This window comes from Streptomyces sp. NBC_01306, from assembly GCF_026340465.1.
GTDB lineage: Bacteria > Actinomycetota > Actinomycetes > Streptomycetales > Streptomycetaceae > Streptomyces.
Genome location: NZ_JAPEPC010000001.1, coordinates 2,026,644 through 2,046,145, shown reverse-complemented (window position 1 = coordinate 2,046,145; position 19,502 = coordinate 2,026,644). Strand labels below are relative to the sequence as shown.

The 19,502-nt window shown below is 71.0% G+C and carries 18 protein-coding genes and 1 pseudogene; 12 read left to right on the top strand and 7 right to left on the bottom strand.

The features are described 5' to 3' along the window. The first annotated feature begins 70 nt into the window (after nt 1-70). Together OG385_RS08725 and OG385_RS08720 are read left to right on the top strand one after the other, a co-directional pair. Nucleotides 71-952 carry a PHP domain-containing protein gene (locus OG385_RS08725; protein WP_266853375.1) on the top strand — a complete coding sequence of 294 codons (882 nt, stop codon included), beginning with the start codon at nt 71-73 and terminating at the stop codon, nt 950-952. 196 nt (nt 953-1,148) lie between these two features. Continuing rightward, a complete protein-coding gene (locus OG385_RS08720; protein ID WP_266853373.1) occupies nt 1,149-1,754 on the top strand; it encodes a MarC family protein in 606 nt (201 codons plus the stop codon). An 82-nt stretch (nt 1,755-1,836) separates the two neighbouring features. On the opposite strand, the gene OG385_RS08715 is transcribed toward OG385_RS08720, so the two are convergent. Beyond that, nucleotides 1,837-1,989, bottom strand: coding sequence for a hypothetical protein (locus tag OG385_RS08715; protein WP_266853372.1), 153 nt, complete (start codon nt 1,987-1,989; stop codon nt 1,837-1,839). Between the two features lie 262 nt (nt 1,990-2,251). On the opposite strand from OG385_RS08715, the gene OG385_RS08710 reads away from it, so the two are divergent. Then, nucleotides 2,252-3,139, top strand: a complete 888-nt coding sequence (locus OG385_RS08710; RefSeq protein WP_266853370.1) for an NYN domain-containing protein — start codon at nt 2,252-2,254, stop codon at nt 3,137-3,139. A gap of 58 nt (nt 3,140-3,197) precedes the next feature. Here OG385_RS08710 and OG385_RS08705 read toward each other — a convergent pair whose 3' ends face one another. After that, nucleotides 3,198-4,055: an alpha/beta fold hydrolase gene (locus tag OG385_RS08705; RefSeq protein WP_266853368.1), complete on the bottom strand. Its 858-nt coding sequence runs from the start codon at nt 4,053-4,055 to the stop codon at nt 3,198-3,200. A gap of 146 nt (nt 4,056-4,201) precedes the next feature. Continuing rightward, nucleotides 4,202-5,866, bottom strand: a complete 1,665-nt coding sequence (locus tag OG385_RS08700; protein ID WP_266853367.1) for a DEAD/DEAH box helicase — start codon at nt 5,864-5,866, stop codon at nt 4,202-4,204. Between the two features lie 555 nt (nt 5,867-6,421). Between OG385_RS08700 and OG385_RS08695 the strand changes: the two genes are divergently transcribed. Then, nucleotides 6,422-7,147: a ferritin-like fold-containing protein gene (locus tag OG385_RS08695; RefSeq protein WP_266853365.1), complete on the top strand. Its 726-nt coding sequence runs from the start codon at nt 6,422-6,424 to the stop codon at nt 7,145-7,147. Nucleotides 7,148-7,191: 44 nt separating this feature from the next. On the opposite strand, the gene OG385_RS08690 is transcribed toward OG385_RS08695, so the two are convergent. From OG385_RS08690 to OG385_RS08675, 4 genes are all read right to left on the bottom strand, one after another. Next, the gene (locus OG385_RS08690) at nt 7,192-7,458 is read right to left on the bottom strand and encodes a hypothetical protein (protein WP_266853363.1); all 267 of its coding nucleotides are present in this window, start codon (nt 7,456-7,458) and stop codon (nt 7,192-7,194) included. Between the two features lie 207 nt (nt 7,459-7,665). Next, nucleotides 7,666-7,893, bottom strand: coding sequence for a DUF3107 domain-containing protein (locus tag OG385_RS08685; protein ID WP_266853361.1), 228 nt, complete (start codon nt 7,891-7,893; stop codon nt 7,666-7,668). Between the two features lie 141 nt (nt 7,894-8,034). Beyond that, on the bottom strand, nt 8,035-8,676 hold the full coding sequence (locus OG385_RS08680) for a TetR/AcrR family transcriptional regulator (RefSeq protein ID WP_266853360.1): 642 nt from the start codon (nt 8,674-8,676) through the stop codon (nt 8,035-8,037). Between the two features lie 140 nt (nt 8,677-8,816). Beyond that, nucleotides 8,817-9,104: a hypothetical protein gene (locus OG385_RS08675; RefSeq protein WP_266853358.1), complete on the bottom strand. Its 288-nt coding sequence runs from the start codon at nt 9,102-9,104 to the stop codon at nt 8,817-8,819. A gap of 111 nt (nt 9,105-9,215) precedes the next feature. Here OG385_RS08675 and OG385_RS08670 point away from each other — a divergent pair, with 111 nt between their 5' ends. The 8 genes and pseudogenes from OG385_RS08670 (at nt 9,216) to OG385_RS08635 (ending at nt 19,383) form a co-directional block, all read left to right on the top strand. Beyond that, nucleotides 9,216-10,181 (top strand): alpha/beta fold hydrolase, encoded by a 966-nt coding sequence (locus OG385_RS08670; protein WP_266853357.1) that lies wholly within the window; start codon nt 9,216-9,218, stop codon nt 10,179-10,181. Between the two features lie 8 nt (nt 10,182-10,189). Next, nucleotides 10,190-11,581: a DUF3152 domain-containing protein gene (locus tag OG385_RS08665; RefSeq protein WP_266853355.1), complete on the top strand. Its 1,392-nt coding sequence runs from the start codon at nt 10,190-10,192 to the stop codon at nt 11,579-11,581. 100 nt (nt 11,582-11,681) lie between these two features. After that, nucleotides 11,682-11,744: pseudogene (locus OG385_RS37360) on the top strand (Ms4533A family Cys-rich leader peptide); the annotation flags it as partial. Between the two features lie 164 nt (nt 11,745-11,908). Next, the gene (locus OG385_RS08660; RefSeq protein ID WP_266853353.1) at nt 11,909-13,642 is read left to right on the top strand and encodes an ABC transporter substrate-binding protein; all 1,734 of its coding nucleotides are present in this window, start codon (nt 11,909-11,911) and stop codon (nt 13,640-13,642) included. A 2-nt stretch (nt 13,643-13,644) separates the two neighbouring features. Next, nucleotides 13,645-14,655: an ABC transporter permease gene (locus OG385_RS08655; RefSeq protein WP_266853351.1), complete on the top strand. Its 1,011-nt coding sequence runs from the start codon at nt 13,645-13,647 to the stop codon at nt 14,653-14,655. A 2-nt stretch (nt 14,656-14,657) separates the two neighbouring features. Further along, on the top strand, nt 14,658-15,647 hold the full coding sequence (locus OG385_RS08650; protein ID WP_266860726.1) for an ABC transporter permease: 990 nt from the start codon (nt 14,658-14,660) through the stop codon (nt 15,645-15,647). Between the two features lie 56 nt (nt 15,648-15,703). Continuing rightward, on the top strand, nt 15,704-17,392 hold the full coding sequence (locus OG385_RS08645; protein WP_323183663.1) for an ABC transporter ATP-binding protein: 1,689 nt from the start codon (nt 15,704-15,706) through the stop codon (nt 17,390-17,392). A gap of 209 nt (nt 17,393-17,601) precedes the next feature. Continuing rightward, complete coding sequence (locus OG385_RS08635; protein ID WP_266853349.1) at nt 17,602-19,383, top strand: DUF3492 domain-containing protein; 1,782 nt, start codon at nt 17,602-17,604, stop codon at nt 19,381-19,383. Nucleotides 19,384-19,502 lie beyond the last annotated feature (119 nt).

Below are 19,502 nucleotides of genomic sequence, written 5' to 3'. Positions count from 1 at the left end.
ACCGTCTTACGTCCCCGACCGTCTTACGTTCCCGACCGTCTTACGTTCCCGAGCTCCGGAGTCCCGCGTCGTGCGCATCGATCTGCACACCCACTCCACGGCATCGGACGGTACGGACACTCCGGCAGAGCTGGTGCGCAACGCGGCCGCAGCCGGACTCGATGTCGTCGCGCTCACCGACCACGATTCGACCCGCGGCCACGCGGAGGCCCGCGCGGCACTGCCCGCGGGGCTGACCCTCGTCACGGGCGCCGAACTCTCCTGCCGGGTCGGCGGCACCGCGGAGGCCGACGGCGTCGGTCTGCACATGCTCGCGTACCTCTTCGACCCCGACGAGCCGGAGTTCCTGCGCGAGCGTGAACTCGTACGGGACGACCGCGTCCCGCGTGCGCGCACCATGGTCCACAAGCTCCAGGAGCTGGGCGTCCCGATCACCTGGGAGCAGGTGGCGCGCATCGCGGGTGACGCCTCGCTGGGCCGTCCGCACATCGCCACCGCCCTGGTGGAGCTGGGCGTCGTCGAGACCGTGTCCGACGCCTTCACCGCCGAGTGGCTGGCCGACGGCGGCCGCGCGTACGCCGAGAAGCACGAACTCGACCCCTTCACCGCGGTCCGGCTGGTCAAGCAGGCCGGCGGCGTCACCGTCTTCGCCCACCCGCAGGCCGTCAAGCGGGGCAGGGTGGTGCCCGAGTCCGTGATGGCGGAGCTGGCCGCCTGCGGCCTCGACGGCATCGAGGTCGACCACATGGACCACGACGAGCCCACCCGCGCCAGGCTGCGGGGGCTCGCCGCCGATCTGGGGCTGCTGGTCACGGGCTCCAGCGATTACCACGGCAGCCGGAAGTCCGTGGAACTCGGCGCGTGTACGACGCATCCCGAGGTCTACGGCGAGATCACCCGGCGCGCGACCGGGGCGTTCCCGGTGCCGGGCGCCGGCGGACACTCCGCCTAGCGCCGCGCCGCGTCGCCCCCCCCCGGACCGTATGCGGGTCCGGTGCCGGGCGGCGCCCCGCCCCCTCCCGTTCTGTCACCTTCCGGTGTGCCGCGTTCCGGCGGCGCTCCGCGGGTGACGCCTCCGTACCGGGCCGCGTCCGCGCTCCGGTACCACCGTCCCCGCTCACTCTCTCCACGCAAGCAAGGCCCTCACTGTGTTCGACGTCGCCGTTTTCGGATCCCTCTTTGTCACGCTTTTCGTGATCATGGACCCCCCGGGAATCACCCCGATCTTCCTCGCCCTCACCGCGGGCCGCCCCGCCAAGGTCCAGCGCCGGATGGCCGGGCAGGCGGTGGCGGTGGCTCTCGGAGTGATCACCGTCTTCGGTCTGCTGGGTCAGCAGATCCTGGACTACCTGCATGTCTCCGTACCGGCGCTGATGATCGCCGGCGGGCTGCTCCTGCTGCTCATCGCGCTCGACCTGCTCACCGGCAAGACCGACGAGCCGACGCAGACGAAGGACGTCAACGTCGCCCTCGTGCCGCTGGGGATGCCGCTGCTGGCAGGGCCCGGTGCGATCGTCTCGGTGATCCTCGCGGTGCAGCACGCGTCCACCGCGGCGCAGCAGGTGTCCGTGTGGGCCGCGATCGTCGCCATGCACGTGGTGCTCTGGGTGACCATGCGGTACTCGCTGCTGATCATCCGGGTCATCAAGGACGGCGGTGTGGTGCTGGTGACCCGGCTCGCCGGGATGATGCTGTCCGCGATCGCGGTGCAGCAGATCATCAACGGCATCACGCAGGTCATCAAGGCCGGCTGAGTGCGCCGCATGCCCGGCGGCCGGACGCACAGCGCCCCCGTGCGTCTGCACGGGGGCGCTTCCTCTGGAAAATCTTCCGGTGTTACGAGGCCGACGATTCGGCCGGGCGGATGTAGATGCGCTGGCCGATTGCGGCGGCCTGCTGCACGATCCGGTTGACGGAGGCGGCGTCTACGACGGTGCTGTCCATGGCGGAGCCATCGACATCATCGAGTCGCATGATTTCGAAGCGCAAGGCTTCTCCCTTCGTCTGATCCTCCTGCTAGGAGAACTACTGGTGCGGGCTCTCACAGTCTCGTCCCGCGCGGAGTCCGGACGGTTGCCCGTCCGTTAAGAGGTGATTGCGTCGTTAGCGTGCAACACACGTTCCGTAGGAGATAACGAGTTGCCCCCGGCAAACATTCCCTACGCTAAATAAAATTTTCGCGAGCCTAACGACCGATGGGTCGGGCCGCAGGTTGTGCTCACTCCGTGAGGCCACAGAGAATGAACCCCGTATGAACGATCCAGATATCAGTGCCCAGCTGGAGCGCACCAACGCGCTCCTCCAGCGTGTGCTCTCCGAGGTGTCCAAGACACCCTCCACGCACGCGATCTTCGTCGACGCCGGATATGTGTACGCGGCGGCCGGCCTGCTGGTCACCGGGAACGAGGACCGCAGATCGTTCGATCTGGACGCGGAGGGCCTGATCGAGGCGTTCATCGACAAGGCGCGGACCATCTTCGCGGACAGCAGGCTGCTCCGGGTGTACTGGTACGACGGCGCCCGGCGCCGTATCCACACCCCCGAACAGCAGTCCATCGCCGAGCTCCCGGACGTCAAGGTCCGGCTCGGCAATCTGAACGCCAACAACCAGCAGAAGGGCGTCGATTCCCTGATCCGCACGGATCTGGAATCGCTCGCCAGGCACCGTGCGATCAGCGATGCCGCGCTGGTCGGCGGCGACGAGGACCTGGTCTCCGCCGTCGAGGCCGCCCAGGGGTACGGGGCGCGGGTCCACCTCTGGGGCATCGAGGCGGGGGAGGGCCGCAATCAGGCCGAGCCGCTGCTCTGGGAGGTCGACAGCCAGCGGACCTTCGACCTGGAGTTCTGGCAGCCGTACGTGGGGCGCCGCCCCGTCACGGTGTACGAGGAGGGGGCGCCCCCGCCGTCCCGGGAGGACGTCCGCTTCGTCGGTGCGCAGATCGCGGCGACCTGGCTCTCCGAGCGCGGCCGTCAGACGCTCGCCGAACTGCTGCCGGGGCGCCCCTATCTGCCGGGTCCGGTGGACCAGGATCTGCTGGTCGACGCGGAACGGCTGCTCCAGCAGTCGCTGCGCGGTCACGGCGACCTGCGGCGGGCGCTGCGGGACGGCTTCTGGAACCACCTTCAGTCGCAGTACTGATCCACTGATCGGTACTGCGATACCGGCCAGCCGCAGTACCGGCCGGTCGCAGTACCGGTCAGCCGCAGTGCCGGTCCCAGAACGCGGTCAGTGCCTCGGCCGTCCGCTCGGGCCGGTCGGTGTTGGGGGAGTGTTCGGCTCCCGCGATGACGCTCCGCACCGCTCCGAGCCGTACGGCCATCTCGTCCAGCAGCGGCACCGGCCAGGTGTCGTCGCTCTCGCCCGACACGACATGCCGCGCGAGCGGGAGGGCGGCGAGTTCGTCCACCCGGTCCGGTTCGGTCGCCAACTGCCGCCCGGTTGCTATGAGCTGGGCCGGATGGTGCATCAACCAGCGTCGCCGCAGGGCCGGTTCGTCGCCCGCTTCGGCGTCCTGCGGCGGACCCATGGCGCGCATCGCCTCCCACACCTGCTCCATCCCCCACTTGCCGAGTGCGTCGCTCAGCAGCTCGATCTTCTGCTGCTGGGCGGTGGTGACCGCTGCGGGCCCGGACGAGATCAGTGTCAGCGACGCGAAGGGCGCCGGATCGAGCAGCACCGCCGCGCGGGCGATCTGACCGCCGAGCGAGTGCCCGACCAGATGTACGGGGGTGCCGACCGCCGCTGCCTGAGCGAGTACGTCCCGGGCCAACTCGCCCTGAGCGTAAGCCTCTTGGCTGTCGGGGCCAGGGGTCTCGTACTGTCCGCGCCCGTCGACGGCGACCACCCGGTAGCCCGCGGCGGCGAGCGGCTGGAGCATCGCGGTGAAGTCCTCCTTGCTCCCGGTGAACCCGGGGAGCAGGAGGACGGTGGACCCGGGGCGCGGGGCTGCGGACCCGGCGGCGGGGGTCACCAGCGATGCGAAGGTGCCGCGGGTGGTCCGCAGGGGGCCGGCGTGGGTGCCGGGGGGCGGCGCGAACGTAAGAGGCCTGCTCATGTCACGAGGCTAGCGTCTCCCGCGGCGGCACTCCCAGCGTCCCCGGGGAGGCCCGTGGCCTGTCGTTCGGATCAGCCCCCGGGGCCGGACACACCGGTGGCCCGGACCCCTTCAGCAGGGTTCGGGCCACCGGTTGTTGTCGGTTCTCAGCTCTCGGGCTGTGCCGCCTTCGGCGCCCGCGTGCGGCGGCGCCTCGGCTTCGCCTCGGCCGCCTCGGGCTCAACCGCCTCGGCCACCGGCGCCTCGGCCGCCTTCGTGGCGGTCTTGGCCGTCCGGGTCCGGGTCCGCTTCGGCTTGACCGCGGCAAGTGTCTCGGCCTCGGCCACCGGTGCGGCCGGAGCCACCACAGCTGCCTCGGCCACGGGATGGTCTGCGGGCCGCGCGTCGGCGCCGGCCGACCGCGTACGACGGCGACGGCGCGGTGCGCGTACCTCGTCGGCGCTGCCGGCCTGGTCCGCCGGGGCGGACTGCTCGGTCACGGCCTCCGCCGCGGGTGCGGCGGCGCCGGACTCCGTGAGCGGCGCGCCGTTGCGGGTGCGCCTGCGCTGGCGGGGCGTGCGCGGGGCACGCTCCTCCTTCACGGCGGGCGCGGGTACGGACGCCTTGCGGCCGCGGCCACCGGTCTCGCCCAGGTCCTCGACCGCTTCGGCGCCGAGCCCGGCGCGCGTACGGTCCGCGCGCGGCAGGACGCCCTTCGTGCCGGTGGGGATACCCAGCAGCTCGTAGAGGTGGGCCGAGGTGGAGTAGGTCTCCTCCGGCTCGTCGAACGGCAGGTCCAGCGCCTTGTTGATCAGCTTCCAGCGTGGGATGTCGTCCCAGTCGACCAGGGTGATCGCCGTACCCGACTTGCCCGCGCGGCCGGTGCGGCCGATGCGGTGCAGATACGTCTTCTCGTCCTCGGGGGACTGGTAGTTGATGACGTGCGTCACATCGTCGACGTCGATACCGCGGGCCGCGACGTCGGTGCAGACCAGAACGTCGACCTTGCCGTTGCGGAAGGCGCGCAGCGCCTGCTCGCGGGCGCCCTGGCCGAGGTCACCGTGGACCGCGCCCGAAGCGAAACCGCGGGTGGCGAGCTGCTCGGCGATATCGGCGGCCGTCCGCTTCGTACGGCAGAAGATCATCGCCAGACCGCGGCCGTCCGCCTGGAGGATGCGCGAGACGAGCTCGGGCTTGTCCATGGAGTGCGCGCGGAAGATGTGCTGCGTGATGTTCGCGACCGTCTGGCCCTCGCCGTCCGGCGAGGTGGCGCGGATGTGCGTGGGCTGCGACATGTAGCGCCGGGCCAGTCCGATGACCGCGCCGGGCATGGTCGCCGAGAACAGCATCGTCTGGCGCCGTGCCGGCAGCATGCTCATGATGCGCTCGACATCGGGGAGGAAGCCCAGGTCCAGCATCTCGTCGGCCTCGTCCAGGACGAGTGCGCGGATGTGACCGAGGTTGAGCTTCTTCTGACCCGCCAGGTCGAGCAGCCGGCCAGGGGTGCCGACGATGATGTCGACGCCCTTCTTCAGCGCTTCGACCTGCGGCTCGTAGGCCCGGCCGCCGTAGATGGCGAGGACGCGGACGTTACGGACCTTGCCGGCGGTCTGCAGGTCGTTGGTGACCTGCTGGCACAGCTCGCGGGTGGGGACGACGACGAGCGCCTGGGGGGCGTCGGTCAGCTGGTCGGGCTTGGCCCGGCCCGCCTCGACGTCCGCGGGGACGGTGACGCGCTCCAGGAGCGGCAGTCCGAAGCCGAGCGTCTTGCCGGTGCCGGTCTTGGCCTGGCCGATGACGTCGGAGCCGGAGAGCGCGACGGGGAGCGTCATCTCCTGGATGGGAAAGGGGGACGTAATGCCGACGGCCTCAAGGGCTTCGGCGGTCTCGGTGAGAATACCGAGGTCTCGGAACGTAGTCAGGGTGCTGCCTCTTCTGTGAGACGCGGACCGAGGCGAACAAGGGGGTCGTACCGTGCCGACTGGCGCGGGACCACTGCCTTCGCTCAAGCGCTCGTGCCGCTGAGGGGGCCCCTCACATCGAATTGGTGAGGGCGGTCAGGTGGAGCCGATCGGGCCACCGACCGGGCATCCTCATTCGGATGACCCACCGAACATGCTGAACATTCGACAGGCGCATTACCACTGTACCCCCAAATCGCGCAGGTGCGTTGGGTGAATTCATCAGGAGACCAAGGCCACACTGGTTGAACGCTCCCGCAGCGGTCTCTTCCGCCACCGCTTTCCCCCCGGTCACAGGGCCCCCGCCCGGTCTCCGCCCGATTCTCACGGGGCGCACGCACACCTCGCTCACATCCCGGCTCACATCCCGCTCGGACTGCTGCTCGGCAATTCGTCCCCGGCGGACGGAGCGCTATTGTGCGGTCCATGCAGACGCCTGACACCGCCAAGGAACAGACCGGTATCGCCGCGCAGAACTGGGACACGGCGTCGGCCGACCCCAGGTACCACGCCGCGGTCGTCGACCTGCTCGGCGCGCTCGCGTACGGCGAACTGGCAGCCTTCGAGCGCCTCGCCGAGGATGCCAAGCTCGCGCCGACGCTGGGTGACAAGGCGGCTCTGGCGAAGATGGCGTCCGCCGAGTTCTCGCACTTCGAGCGGTTGTCCGAGCGGCTGTCCGCGATCGATGTGGAGCCCACGGCGTCCATGGAGCCGTTCGCCCAGGCCCTGGACGACTTCCACCGCCAGACCGCGCCGTCGGACTGGCTGGAGGGCCTGGTCAAGGCGTACGTCGGCGACTCGATCGCGAGTGACTTCTACCGCGAGGTCGCGGCCCGGCTGGACACCGACACCCGCGAGCTGGTGCTCGGCGTGCTCGACGACACGGGCCACGGCAACTTCGCGGTGGAGAAGGTACGCGCGGCGATCGAGGCGGAGCCCCGGGTCGGCGGCCGCCTGGCGCTGTGGGCGCGACGGCTGATGGGCGAGGCCCTGAGCCAGGCCCAGCGGGTGGTGGCGGACCGGGACGCGCTCTCCACGATGCTGGTGGGCGGCGTCTCCGACGGCTTCGACCTCGCGGAGGTCGGCCGGATGTTCACGAGGATCACCGAGGCCCACACCAAGCGGATGGCCGCACTGGGCCTGGCCGCCTGACCGGAGCCCCGGGGCCGGTGGCCCCGGGGAAGAGGGTGTCCTGGCTACACAGCCGCTGACCGCCGGATCCGGTGGACCGGGCGGAGCAGCAGGGAGAGCACCACCGCTCCGATCACGACCGCGCCCAGCAGGACCACGGTGGCGTGGCCGGGGCCGAGTGCCGAGCGGGTGAGGAAGGCGCCGAAGAGGGCGCCGACCGGGCCGGTGGCCAGGACCACGTGCCGGGACGGCAGGCGGGTGGGCAGCTTGCGTGCCGCGTACCAGGCCAGCGCCAGGCCGAGCAGTACTGATGCGAGGGCTTCCCAGAGCATGTCGTCCCTTCCGTGCGCCGCTGTGAGCCGGATATGGACCGGCTGTGAACTGACCGGTCCTTTACTGATGTCGGTCCTACCCGGTGGCCGCGGAACGCAATCCTTGGCGCAGCCGGACCACACGCACGGGAACGGCCCGGCGGTCGTGTTGACCGCCGGGCCGTTCCCGTCGTCCGTCCTGCTGCTGTGCCGCCTGCGGAGCTCTGCCTACAGAGCGCCGAACCCGACCCGGCGGGTCGCGGGCTCGCCGAGCTCCACGTAGGCGATGCGGTCCGCAGGGACCAGGACCTTGCGGCCCTTGTCGTCCGTGAGGCTGAGCAGCTGCGCCTTGCCGGCCAGCGCGTCGGCAACCGAGCGCTCGACCTCCTCGGCGGACTGCCCGCTCTCCAGAACGATCTCCCGGGGTGCGTGCTGAACCCCGATCTTGACCTCCACGGCTATGTCCCTCCGACGGTCGTGCGGTGCGCGGTCAGCCGCGCCGTACGCAGCACACATTAGCCGGGCCCGGCGCCCCGTAAGACGTCAGCACCGCACGCCCGCAGCGAACACGGCTGTGCCGGGCGCGGCCCGGCCGGGTCAGCTCTGGTCGCTGCCGTGCAGCGGGAACCCCGCGATGCCGCGCCAGGCCAGCGAGGTGAGCAGCTGCACCGCGGTGTCGCGCGGGATGCCGGAATCGCTGGAGAGCCAGTAACGGGCCACCACCTGGGAGACACCGCCGAGCCCCACGGCCAGCAGCATCGACTCGTCCTTGGAGAGCCCGGTGTCCCCGGCGATGACGTCCGAGATCGCCTCGGCGCACTGGAGCGAGACCCGGTCGACGCGCTCGCGCACGGCCGGCTCGTTCGTCAGGTCGGACTCGAAGACCAGCCGGAACGCGCCGCCCTCGTCCTGGACGTACGCGAAGTAGGCGTCCATGGTCGCCGCCACGCGCAGTTTGTTGTCCGTGGTCGACGCCAGCGCCGTACGGACCGCCTGGAGCAGCGACTCGCAGTGCTGGTCCAGCAGGGCCAGGTAGAGATCGAGCTTGCCCGGGAAGTGCTGGTAGAGCACGGGCTTGCTGACACCGGCACGCTCGGCGATGTCGTCCATCGCCGCAGAGTGGTAGCCCTGCGCGACAAAGACCTCCTGGGCGGCGCCCAGCAGCTGATTCCGTCGTGCGCGGCGCGGCAGCCGCGTACCCCGCGGACGCGCTGCCTCGGTCTGCTCGATGGCTGTCACGCCGCCTCCCAATGATTGAACAAGCTCAGTTGAACAAGCACACGCTGGTGCGTCGCTGCCTGCCATCGTACTTTTGGGTAACCCGGCTGTGTGTGGTGCGGACGCAGAATTTCACGGACCGGACCGGTGGGGAAGCGCTTTCAGCGGTAGTCGTCCTCGTCGACGGGAACCACCCGGGCCTGCTCGCTGGCGTCCGCCTCATTGGCCTTCGCGGGATCGATGCCGGTCAGCGGGTCGTCCTCCTGCGGAGTGAGGTCCTTCCGCTGCTCCGCGGCGTCGGCCGGATCGGCCTCGCTGTGCTCGACGGCCTCGCTGTTCCCGGTCTCCGGGTCCTTCCGGGGTTTTCCCGTGTGTGCGGCCTTCCCGGGGTGCTCGGTACCGGCATCGGAGTATCGGGGATCCGCCTTGTCGCTCGGCTCGGTCGGCATGATTGCTTCCCTTCCCTCCCTACCGAGAGTAGGAGCCCGCGCCCCTGAGCGCGATGTGTCTGTGACAGCGAACACACAGATGCCCGCGTGATCGTCTCGTAACATCGCCTTATGTCTTCGACCGAGCTGCCGGGAATCGCGGCTGCCGTCCCGGCCACAGGGGCGAGCACCGTACGGATCGCGGCGGGAGAGGAGCTGCGGACCGTCACGCTTCCCGGGCTGACGCTGACCGTGCGCTCCCGGCCCCCGGCGCGTGCCGGGCTGCCGCCCGCGCTCCTCGTGCACGGGCTCGGCGGCTCCTCGCAGAACTGGTCGGCGCTGATGCCCCTCATCGACGACATCGTGGACAGTGAGGCGCTCGACCTGCCCGGTTTCGGCGACTCGCCGCCGCCGGACGACGGGAACTACTCGGTCACCGGCCACGCCCGTGCGGTGATCCGGATGCTCGACGCGAGCGGCCGGGGCCCGGTCCACCTCGTCGGCAACTCGCTGGGCGGCGCGGTCACCACCCGCGTCGCCGCCCTGCGCCCGGATCTGGTGCGCACCCTCACCCTGATCTCGCCCGCCCTGCCCGACCTGCGCGTCCAGCGCACGGCCGCGCCCACCGCGCTCCTCGCGGTGCCCGGTGTCGCCGGTCTCTTCCAGCGGCTCACCAAGGACTGGACACCCGAGATGCGCACCCGCGGGATGCTCGGACTCTGCTACGGCGACCCGTCGCGCGTCAGCGACGAGGGCCTGCGCAACGCGGTCGAGGAGATGGAACGGCGCCTCGGGCTGCCGTACTTCTGGGATGCCATGACCCGGTCGGCGCGTGGCATCGTCGATGCGTACACACTGGGCGGGCAGCACGGGCTGTGGCGTCAGGCGCAGCGGGTGCTGGCCCCTACGCTGCTGGTGTACGGAGTCCGGGACCAGCTCGTCTCGTACCGTATGGCCCGCAAGGCGGCTGCCGCGTTCCGCGGTTCCCGGCTGCTGTCGCTGCCCGATGCCGGGCATGTGGCGATGATGGAGTACCCGGAGCTGGTCGCTACCGCCTTCCGGGAGTTGCTGAACGACAACAACAGCAGTGGGAGCTGATCCGGGGAGTGGGACGTCACAGCCGTCGGGACGGTGCGCCGCAAGGTGCGCCCCAGAGCGCGCCTCGGCGTGTGGAAGGCATCTCCGGCGACACCGCCGGTGACGGTGCGGACACCGCCGCCCAGGTACCTGCCGGGGCGGGCACCGCCGCCGAGGTACCTGCCGGGGCGGGCACCGGACGCCGCAGGAGGGCCCCCGGGGAGACGGCGCCGCCGCAGGTGCGCGGCGGTCACCCCGAGCAGCCCGAGTGGAACGCGCCGGGCCCCGAGCGGTACGGGCCCTGGCAGGGCGTCCAGCAGCGGCGCCCCCAAGTCCCCGGCCCCCGCAAGGAGTTCGTGGAGGCGTTCACGGACCTCTCCGGTACGGATCCGGGTCCCGGCGGTGCCGGTGCCGGTGCCGCGACGATCGGGACCGGCGCCGGCGGCCCCGCGACGGGGACCGGCAGCGCCGCTCCTGTCGCTCCTGTCGCTCCTGTCGCCTCCTCCCGGACTCTGGACACCTCCGAGGCTCTCGACGGCTCCGGAGTCAGCGGCAACGGAACCGGTGACACCGGAACCAGTGACACCGGAACAGGGCAGGACAGCCCCGGAGGCAAGGGCGGCAAGGGCCGTGCCTTCGCCGGGATCGCCGCTGCCGCCGTGGTCACCGTCCTCGCGGTCGTGGTCGCGGGCCAGGTCATGGGCGGGGGCGACAGCCACGGCGACACCCGGGCCACGGGCCCGGGCAAGCGGGAGACCGGCGCAGGGGCCGCCTCGCGCGGCGACAACCGGGTGACGCCGAAGGCGGCTCCGGTGCCGCTGACCTACACGCAGAAGATGTCCAAGCTGTATCCCCTCTCCCCGAAACTCAAGGCGTCAGGCGATTTCTCCGTGGTCGGGGGATCGGCGAAGGCGCCGGGCCAGGGGCACAAATACCGCTACCGGGTGGATATCGAGAAGGGAATGGGGCTCGACGGCACGCTGTTCGCCGACGCGGTCCAGAAAACCCTGAACGACAAACGGAGTTGGGCGCACGACGGGGCCAAGACATTCGAGCGTATTTCCTCCGGGCGCCCGGATTTCGTGATTACGCTGGCAAGCCCCGTCACCACCGCCGACTGGTGCGCCAAATCCGGTCTCGACACACTCGAAGAGAACGTGTCCTGCGATTCGGCGGCCACCGACCGCGTGATGATCAATGCCTACCGCTGGGCCCAGGGATCGAAGACCTACGGGGACAGCAAGATCTATCCGTACCGGCAGATGCTGATCAACCACGAAGTCGGCCACCGGCTCGGACACAACCATGTGTCCTGCCGCACCCCCGGTGCGCTCGCGCCGGTCATGCAGCAGCAGACCAAGTCGCTGGACATCGGCGGGATCAAGTGCCGGGCCAATCCCTGGGTCTATCCCACCGGCTGAGACGGCCGTCTCGTTCCGGCGTCCAGTCACGTTGACATCGGTCGGCGGGTCGTTCATATTTCTCGTCATGCCGCGCTGCCCCGAGTCCTCCGATCACACCGCCTTTGAGCTGGTGCTGTTCGGCGTGACCGGGCACTGCGTCGCCGACATTCTCTGTCGCTGACACCGCCTGTCCCGGCGCGTGTCGGCCTTTTTCCCTGCCGCGCCCGGGCCTCTTCCACCCGCGGGCGCGGCATTTCTGTTTTCCCCGGTGCTCTCTTCCGGCGCTGCTGCCTGTGCGGATCCCTGTCACTTTCCGCGTTCAGCACACCGAGAGGTGCTTTTCTGATGCGTCATCTGTCCCCACGTACAGCGTCCGTGGCGGCCGCGAGTCTGGTTCTGGCCCTGGGCGCTGCTGCCTGCGCCGGGCCCGATGACGGCGGCAGCGCCACGTCCGGAGCCCAGGGCAAGCCCCACAAGGGCGGCAGGCTCACCGTCCTCAACAGCCAGCCGCAGACGGACTTCGACCCCGCGCGCCTCTACACATCGGGCGGCGGCAACGTCCCCTCGCTGGTGTTCCGTACGCTCACCACCCGCCACCGCGCCAACGGCGCCGACGGTACGAAGGTCGTCCCCGACCTCGCGACCGACACCGGCAGACCCAGCAAGGACGCCACCGTCTGGACGTACACCCTCAAGAAGGGGCTGCGGTACGAGGACGGCACCCCCATCACGTCCGGCGACATCAAGTACGGCATCGAGCGGTCCTTCGCCGCCGAACTGTCCGGCGGGGCGCCGTACCTGCGCGACTGGCTGATAGGCGGGGCCCAGTACCAGGGCCCGTACAAGGCGGGGGCCGACGGGAAGAAGGGCAAGGGCCTCGACTCGATCGTGACGCCCGACGACCGCACCATCGTCTTCCATCTGAACAAGCCCGAGGGCGAGTTCCCCTATCTGGCGACCCAGACCCAGACGACCCCCGTACCGAAGGCCAAGGACACCGGCACCAAGTACGAGGAGCACCCGCTCTCGTCGGGCCCGTACAAGGTCGTCAAGAACGAGAACGACGGTGAGCGGATCACGCTCGCGCGCAACCCCCACTGGTCGGCGAAGACCGACAGCGAGCGCAAGGCCTACCCCGACACCATCGACGTCCGCTCCGGACTCGACTCCTCGGTCATCAACCAGCGGCTCGCCAGCTCCCAGGGCGCGGACGCCGCCGCCGTGACCACCGACACCAACCTCGGCCCGGCCGAACTGGCCAAGGTCACCGGTGACAAGAAGCTCGCCTCGCGGGTCGGCACCGGCCACTTCGGCTACACCAACTACATCGCCTTCAACCCGAAGGTGAAGCCCTTCGACAACCCGAAGGTGCGCCAGGCGATCTCGTACGCGGTGGACCGCTCGTCGGTGATCAACGCGGCGGGCGGCTCCGCGCTCGCCGAGCCCGCCACCACCTATCTGCCCGACCAGAAGTCCTTCGGCTACACGCCGTACGACCACTTCCCGGCAGGCGCGACGGGCAACCCGGCCAAGGCGAAGGCGCTGCTGAAGGAGGCCGGCTACGCCAAGGGGCTGACCGTCACCCTGACGCACTCCAATGCCAAGGACTTCGAGACCAGCCCGGAGATCGCCACCGCCCTCCAGGAGTCCCTGAAGAAGGCAGGCATCACGGTCAGGCTCCAGGGCCTTGAGGACAACGACTACAAGGACAAGACCAAGAACGCGAAGACCGAGCCGGGCTTCTTCCTCGCCCACTGGGGCGCCGACTGGCCGTCCGGCGGGCCCTTCCTCGCCCCGATCTTCGACGGCCGCCAGATCGTCAGGGACGGCGCCAACTTCAACACCGGCTTCCTGAACGACCCTTCGGTCAACAAGGAGATCGACGCGATCAACAAGCTGACCGACCTGAAGGCGGCGGCCCGGCGCTGGGGCGCGCTCGACAAGAAGATCGGTGAACGGGCGCTGACCGTGCCGCTCTTCCACCCCGTCTACAAGCGGCTCTACGGCCAGGACATCAAGAACGTCGTGATCAGCGACTGGACCGGTGTGCTCGACATCTCCCAGACAGCGGTCAAGTAACCATGTCAGAAGCCCTGTTGGCCAACGGAGCGGGGGCCGCGGTCGCGGTCCCCGTCTCCGGGGCCCGTCAGTTCTGGCGGCGGCTGCGCGGACAGCGCGCCGCCACCACCGCGGCGGTCGTCGTCGCCCTGCTCGTCCTGGCCGCGCTCGCCGCGCCGCTGCTCACCGCCCTGGAGGGCCAGGATCCCAACGTCTACCACCCGGATCTGATCGACTCGGCGCGCGGTGGCGTCCCCGTCGGCCCGCTCGGCGGCATGAGCGCGGACCACTGGCTCGGCATCGAACCGCAGACCGGCCGCGACCTCTTCGCCCGGCTGGTCTACGGCGCCCGGGTCTCGCTCTCCGTCGCCTTCGCCGCGACCCTCGTCCAGGTGCTGCTCGGCGTCGCCTTCGGGGTCGCGGCGGGACTCGGCAACAAGCTCGTCGACAACGTGCTCAGCCGGATCACCGACGTCGTCGTGGCGATGCCGCTGATGGTGCTCTCGCTCGCGCTGATGGCGATCGTCCCCGACACCTTCCCGCGTCCGGTGCTGGTCGCACTCGTCATCGGCCTCGTCGCCTGGGGCGGTACGGCGAAGATCGTCCGGGCCGCGACGCTGAGCCTCAAGTCGCTCGACCATGTCGCGGCGGCCCGGCTCAGCGGCTGGAACCAGTGGCAGATCGCCCGCCGCGAACTGCTGCCGTCGCTGGCCGCACCCGTCATCACCTACGCCGCACTGCTCTTCCCCGCCAACATCTCGGCCGAGGCCGCGCTGTCCTTCCTCGGCGTCGGCGTCCAACCGCCCACCCCGTCCTGGGGACAGATGCTCACATCGGCCGATGTCTGGTACCAGGCCGCGCCGCAGTATCTGCTGCTCCCGGCCGGGATGCTCTTCCTCACCGTCGTCTCGCTGACGGTGCTCGGCGACGGCGTACGGACCGCACTCGACCCGCGTGCCGCCTCCCGGCTGCGCATCGGCACCGGACGCAAGCGCGAGACGGGGCGCCGGCAGGAGAAGGGGGCGGTGGCGTGAACATGGCGGGCTTCCTGCTGCGGCGCCTCACCGGCGCCGTGGTCACCCTCTTCGCGATCTCCGTGATCATCTACGCGGTCTTCTACGTCGCACCGGGCAACGTCGCGCAGATCACCTGCGGTCCGCGCTGCTCACCGGTCCAGGTGCACCAGGTCAGCGAGCAACTGCACCTCGGCGACCCGCTGTATGTGCAGTACGGGCACTTCCTCCAGGGCATCTTCGCCGGGCGGGACTTCTCCACCGGCACCTCGGTGCTGCACTGCAAGGCCCCCTGCCTCGGCCTCTCGTACCGCACCGACCAGCAGGTCACCCAGCTGATCCTCACCAAGCTGCCGGTCACCGCCTCCCTCACGCTCGGGGCGATGGTGATGTGGCTGATCCTCGGGGTCGGCACCGGTGTGCTCTCCGCCTGGCGGCGCGGGCGGCCCACCGAACGGCTGCTCACCGGGGTCACCCTGGCCGGTACCGCGACACCCGTCTTCGTCATCGGCCTGGTGCTGATGATCGTGGTGTGCGGGACGCTGGGCTGGCTGCCGTATCCGCAGTACGTGCCGTTCTCCGACGACCCGCAGCAGTGGGCGTGGAACCTGCTGCTGCCCTGGCTCTCGCTCGCGCTGATCGAGTCCGCCAAGTACGCCCGGCTGACCCGGGCCTCGATGCTGGAGACGCTGGCCGACGACCATGTGCGGACCTTCCGCGCGTACGGGGTCAGCGAGCGCCGCATCATCGCGCGGCACGCGCTGCGCGGGGCCCTCGCTCCCGTCATCGCGCTCAACGCCAATGACTTCGGTTCGATGTTCGGGGGCGCCGTACTGACCGAGTCGCTCTTCGGTATCCCCGGGATCGGGCGCGAACTCGTCCACGCCGTCAATGTGGTGGACCTGCCGGTGGTGGTCGGCATGGTGCTGGTCACCGGGTTCTTCGTAGTGCTCGCCAATGCCGCGGCGGACGTGCTGTACGCGGTGGCCGACCGACGGGTGGTCCTGTCATGAAGGGTCCGGTCATGAAGGGGCCTGCCGTGAATGGTTCTGCCGTGGATGGTTCTGCCGTGAATGGTTCTGTCTCCCGGCCTGTCACGAGTCTGGTCGACGTCAGGGACCTCTCGGTCACCTTCGACGGGTCCGTACGGGCCGTCGACGGACTGTCGTTCACGCTGGAGGCGGGCGGCGCGCTCGGCGTCGTCGGCGAGTCCGGCTCCGGCAAGAGCGCGTCCGCGTACGCCCTGCTCGGGCTGCACCGGGGGAGCGGCGCGCAGGTCACCGGGTCGGTGACGGTGGCCGGGGTGGATGTGCAGAACGCGTCCGAACCGGAGTTGCGCGGGCTGCGCGGCGGGAAGGCCGCGATGGTCTTCCAGGACCCGCTGTCCTCGCTGGACCCCTACTACGCGATCGGCGACCAGATCGCCGAGGTGTACCGGGTCCAGGTGAAGACCTCACGCCGGGCCGCCCGTGCGCGGGCGGTCGAGGTGCTCGACCGGGTGGGCATCCCGGACGCCGCCCGGCGCGCCAGGTCGCGCCCGCACGAGTTCAGCGGCGGGATGCGCCAGCGGGCACTGATCGCGATGGCGCTGGCCTGCGAGCCGCAGCTGCTGATCGCGGACGAGCCGACGACCGCGCTGGATGTCACCGTGCAGGCGCAGATCCTCGATCTGCTGCACGGGCTGCGGCACGAGACGGGGATGGGGCTGCTGCTTGTCACCCATGACGTGGGGGTCGCGGCGGAGTCGGTCGACGAGGTGCTGGTGATGAAGGAGGGGCGGGCGGTCGAGCGCGGTCCGGTGGCCGGGGTACTGGGATCACCGCGCGAGCCGTACACCCGGGCGCTGCTGGCCGCGGTGCCACGGGTGGAGGCTCATCGGCCGGTGCACGTACCGCGCGGGGAGGATCGGCGTACGGAGGGCGGGGAGGTTCGGCGTACGGAGACACCGCGGACGGGTGGTCCGGAGCGGGTGGCCCCCGGAGCCGGGGACGCCCCGCTGGTCGAAGCCGTGGACCTGCGGCGGGTCTTCGGCCGTGGCAGGTCCGCGCTCGCGGCGGTCGACGGGGTGTCCCTCGCCGTCCACCGCGGCGAGACCCTGGGCATCGTCGGCGAGAGCGGCAGCGGCAAGACCACACTCGGACGGATGCTCGTCGGGCTGCTCGATCCCACGTCGGGGCGCCTGCACCGCGCCGGCCGGGTGCAGATGGTCTTCCAGGACCCGGTGGCCTCGCTCAACCCCCGCCGCTCGATCGGCGAATCGGTCGCGGACCCGCTGCGGGCGCGCGGCGACCGGGACGAGACGCTGATCCGGGACCGGGTCCGCGATCTGCTGGGCCGGGTCGGTCTGGACGCGGCCCAGTACGACCGCTATCCGCACGAGTTCAGCGGCGGCCAGCGCCAGCGGGTCGGGATCGCGCGGGCGCTCGCCGCCGAGCCGGAGCTGATCGTCTGCGACGAGGCGGTCTCCGCGCTCGATGTGACGACCCAGGCCCAGGTCACCGCCCTGCTCGCCGAGTTGCAGCGGGAGCTGGGGCTCGCCCTGGTCTTCGTCGCGCACGACCTCGCGGTGGTGCGGCAGGTCAGCGACCGGGTCGCCGTGATGCGGCGGGGCCGGATCGTCGAGGAGGGCGATGTGGACACCGTGTACGGCGCCCCGCAGGACCCGTACACCAAGCAGCTGCTGGCCGCGGTCCCCACGCTCGACCCGGTGCTCGCCGCGGTGCGCCGCGCGGCCCGTACGGAGCTGGTGGTGCCCTGACGGGGCTGACGGGGCCGACCCCCGGGTGACCGAGAGGCACCGTAGCGCCACAGAACGCTACCAGGGGGAGAAAGTTACGACGGTTCACCCCTTCTGGTGGCGCGATGGACAACCGTCCATCGCGCCACCTCTCTGTCCGCTTACGGTCGTCCCGCTGCGAGTCGCCGTCACCAACGGTGGCTGCCTGAAGGGAGACCGGGGGTGTGCTCATGCGGACAGGACTGCTTACGGACGGTGGTTATCCGTATGCGACAGGTGAGTCACGGCTCTGGTGCGACCGGCTGGTGCGCGGTCTTGAGCAGCACGAGTTCGATGTCTACGCCCTGAGCCGCAGCGCACACCAGGAGGCAGCCGGGCGGGTCGAACTCCCGCCCCAGGTAAGGCGGGTGCGCACCGCCCCGCTGTGGACGGAGCCCGTGGCGGGCCGTCCCTACGGGCGCCGCGACCGGCGCCGCTTCGCCGGACACTTCGGCGAACTGGCGGCCGCCGTCTGCGGCGGAGGACCTGACTTCGCGGCCGGTCTCTACGGTCTGGCCGAACTGGCCAGGGAGCGCGGCGGGCTGCACACGGCGCTCCGCTCGGAGACGGCCCTGCGCACCCTGGAGTCCGCCTGCCGTGCGCCCGGGGCCAACCGCACCGTGCAGGCCGCCGGGGTCCCCGACCACCTCGCCTTCGCCGGCCTGGTCGAACGCGCGCTGCGGCCGCTCTCCCTCGACTGGTACACCGAGGACGGCCTGGGGGCGGTGGACCTCTGCCATGCCACGGCGGGCGGCACCGCCGCGCTGCCGGGGCTGCTGGCCAAACGCTTCTTCGGGGTGCCGCTGCTGGTCACCGAGTACGGGGTCCAGCTCCGCTCGCACTTCCTCGCGGGCGGCGACCGGAGCGCGCCGGTACGGGCGCTGCTCGCCTCCTTCCACCGCGCCCTCGCCGCCGAGGTCTACGGACAGGCCGCGGTGATCACGCCGGGCAACACGCACGCCCGCCGCTGGCAGGAGAAGTGCGGCGCCGACCCCGCGAAGCTGCGCACGGTCTATCCCGGCATGGAGGCCGCACGCTTCGCCGCCGTGGGGGACGGCACGGACGCGGGCGACCCGGCGACCCTCGTCTGGGTCGGGCGCATCGAACCGGCCAAGGATCTGATCTCGCTGCTGCACGCCTTCGCCGAGGTGCGCAGGGAGGAACCGGGCGCGGTGCTGCGGATCGTCGGAGCCCCCGCCGAAGGCCCCGAGGGCGCGGCCTATCTCGCCCACTGCCGGGCGCTGGCCGCGCAGTTGTTCCCCGACGAGGCGGCCGGCGCGCACGCCGTCGGCTCCAACCCCGTCGCCTTCGACGAGATCGGCGGCCCGGAGACCCCCGAACTGGCCGACGCCTATGCGGGGGGCGCGGTCGTCGTGCTCTCCAGCGTGGTGGAGGGGTTCCCGGTGAGTCTGGTGGAAGCGATGTTCTGCGGCCGGGCGACGGCCTCCACCGATGTCGGTGCCGTGGTCGAAGTCATCGGCGGTACGGGGCTCGTGGTGCCGCCGCGCAATCCCCGGGCCCTGGCCGACGCCTGTCTCGCACTGCTGCGCGACCCCGCGCGCCGGGAGCGGCTGGGGGCTGCGGCGCGTGCGCGGGCGCTCGAACTGTTCACGGTCGAGCAGAACCTCGCGGCATTTCACGGCATTTACCTCGACCTGATCTCGCACTGCCCGGTCCGGCGTGCGCCGGAGCACGACACCGGGGAGCCCAGGCCGTTCGCGTATCCGGCGGAATCGCATGTGCCGGGGAACTGGGCGGCGGGGGGCGGAGGCGCCGCCCGTACTCCGAGCTGGGCGGAGCCGGAGTCGGCGGGTGCGGGGGTGAGCTCTGGCGCCGGAACTCACGGTGGCGGGGCAGGCGCCGTGCCGGGTGCTGCGCAGGCCGGTGCCGTGCCCAGTGTGGTGCGGGCCGGTGCCGTGCCGGTGTCGCGGGCTACCGGTACGGCGGCCGTGACGGGGGAGGGGCGCCGGTGAGCCGGGGCCGGACGGTGTCGGCAGCCGCGTCCCGGTGGAGTCCGGGCGGTGCCCGGGGCGACAGCACGAGCGCGCGGGCGTACGCCGGGGCACGGATGGCTGCTGCGGCACCGTCGGAG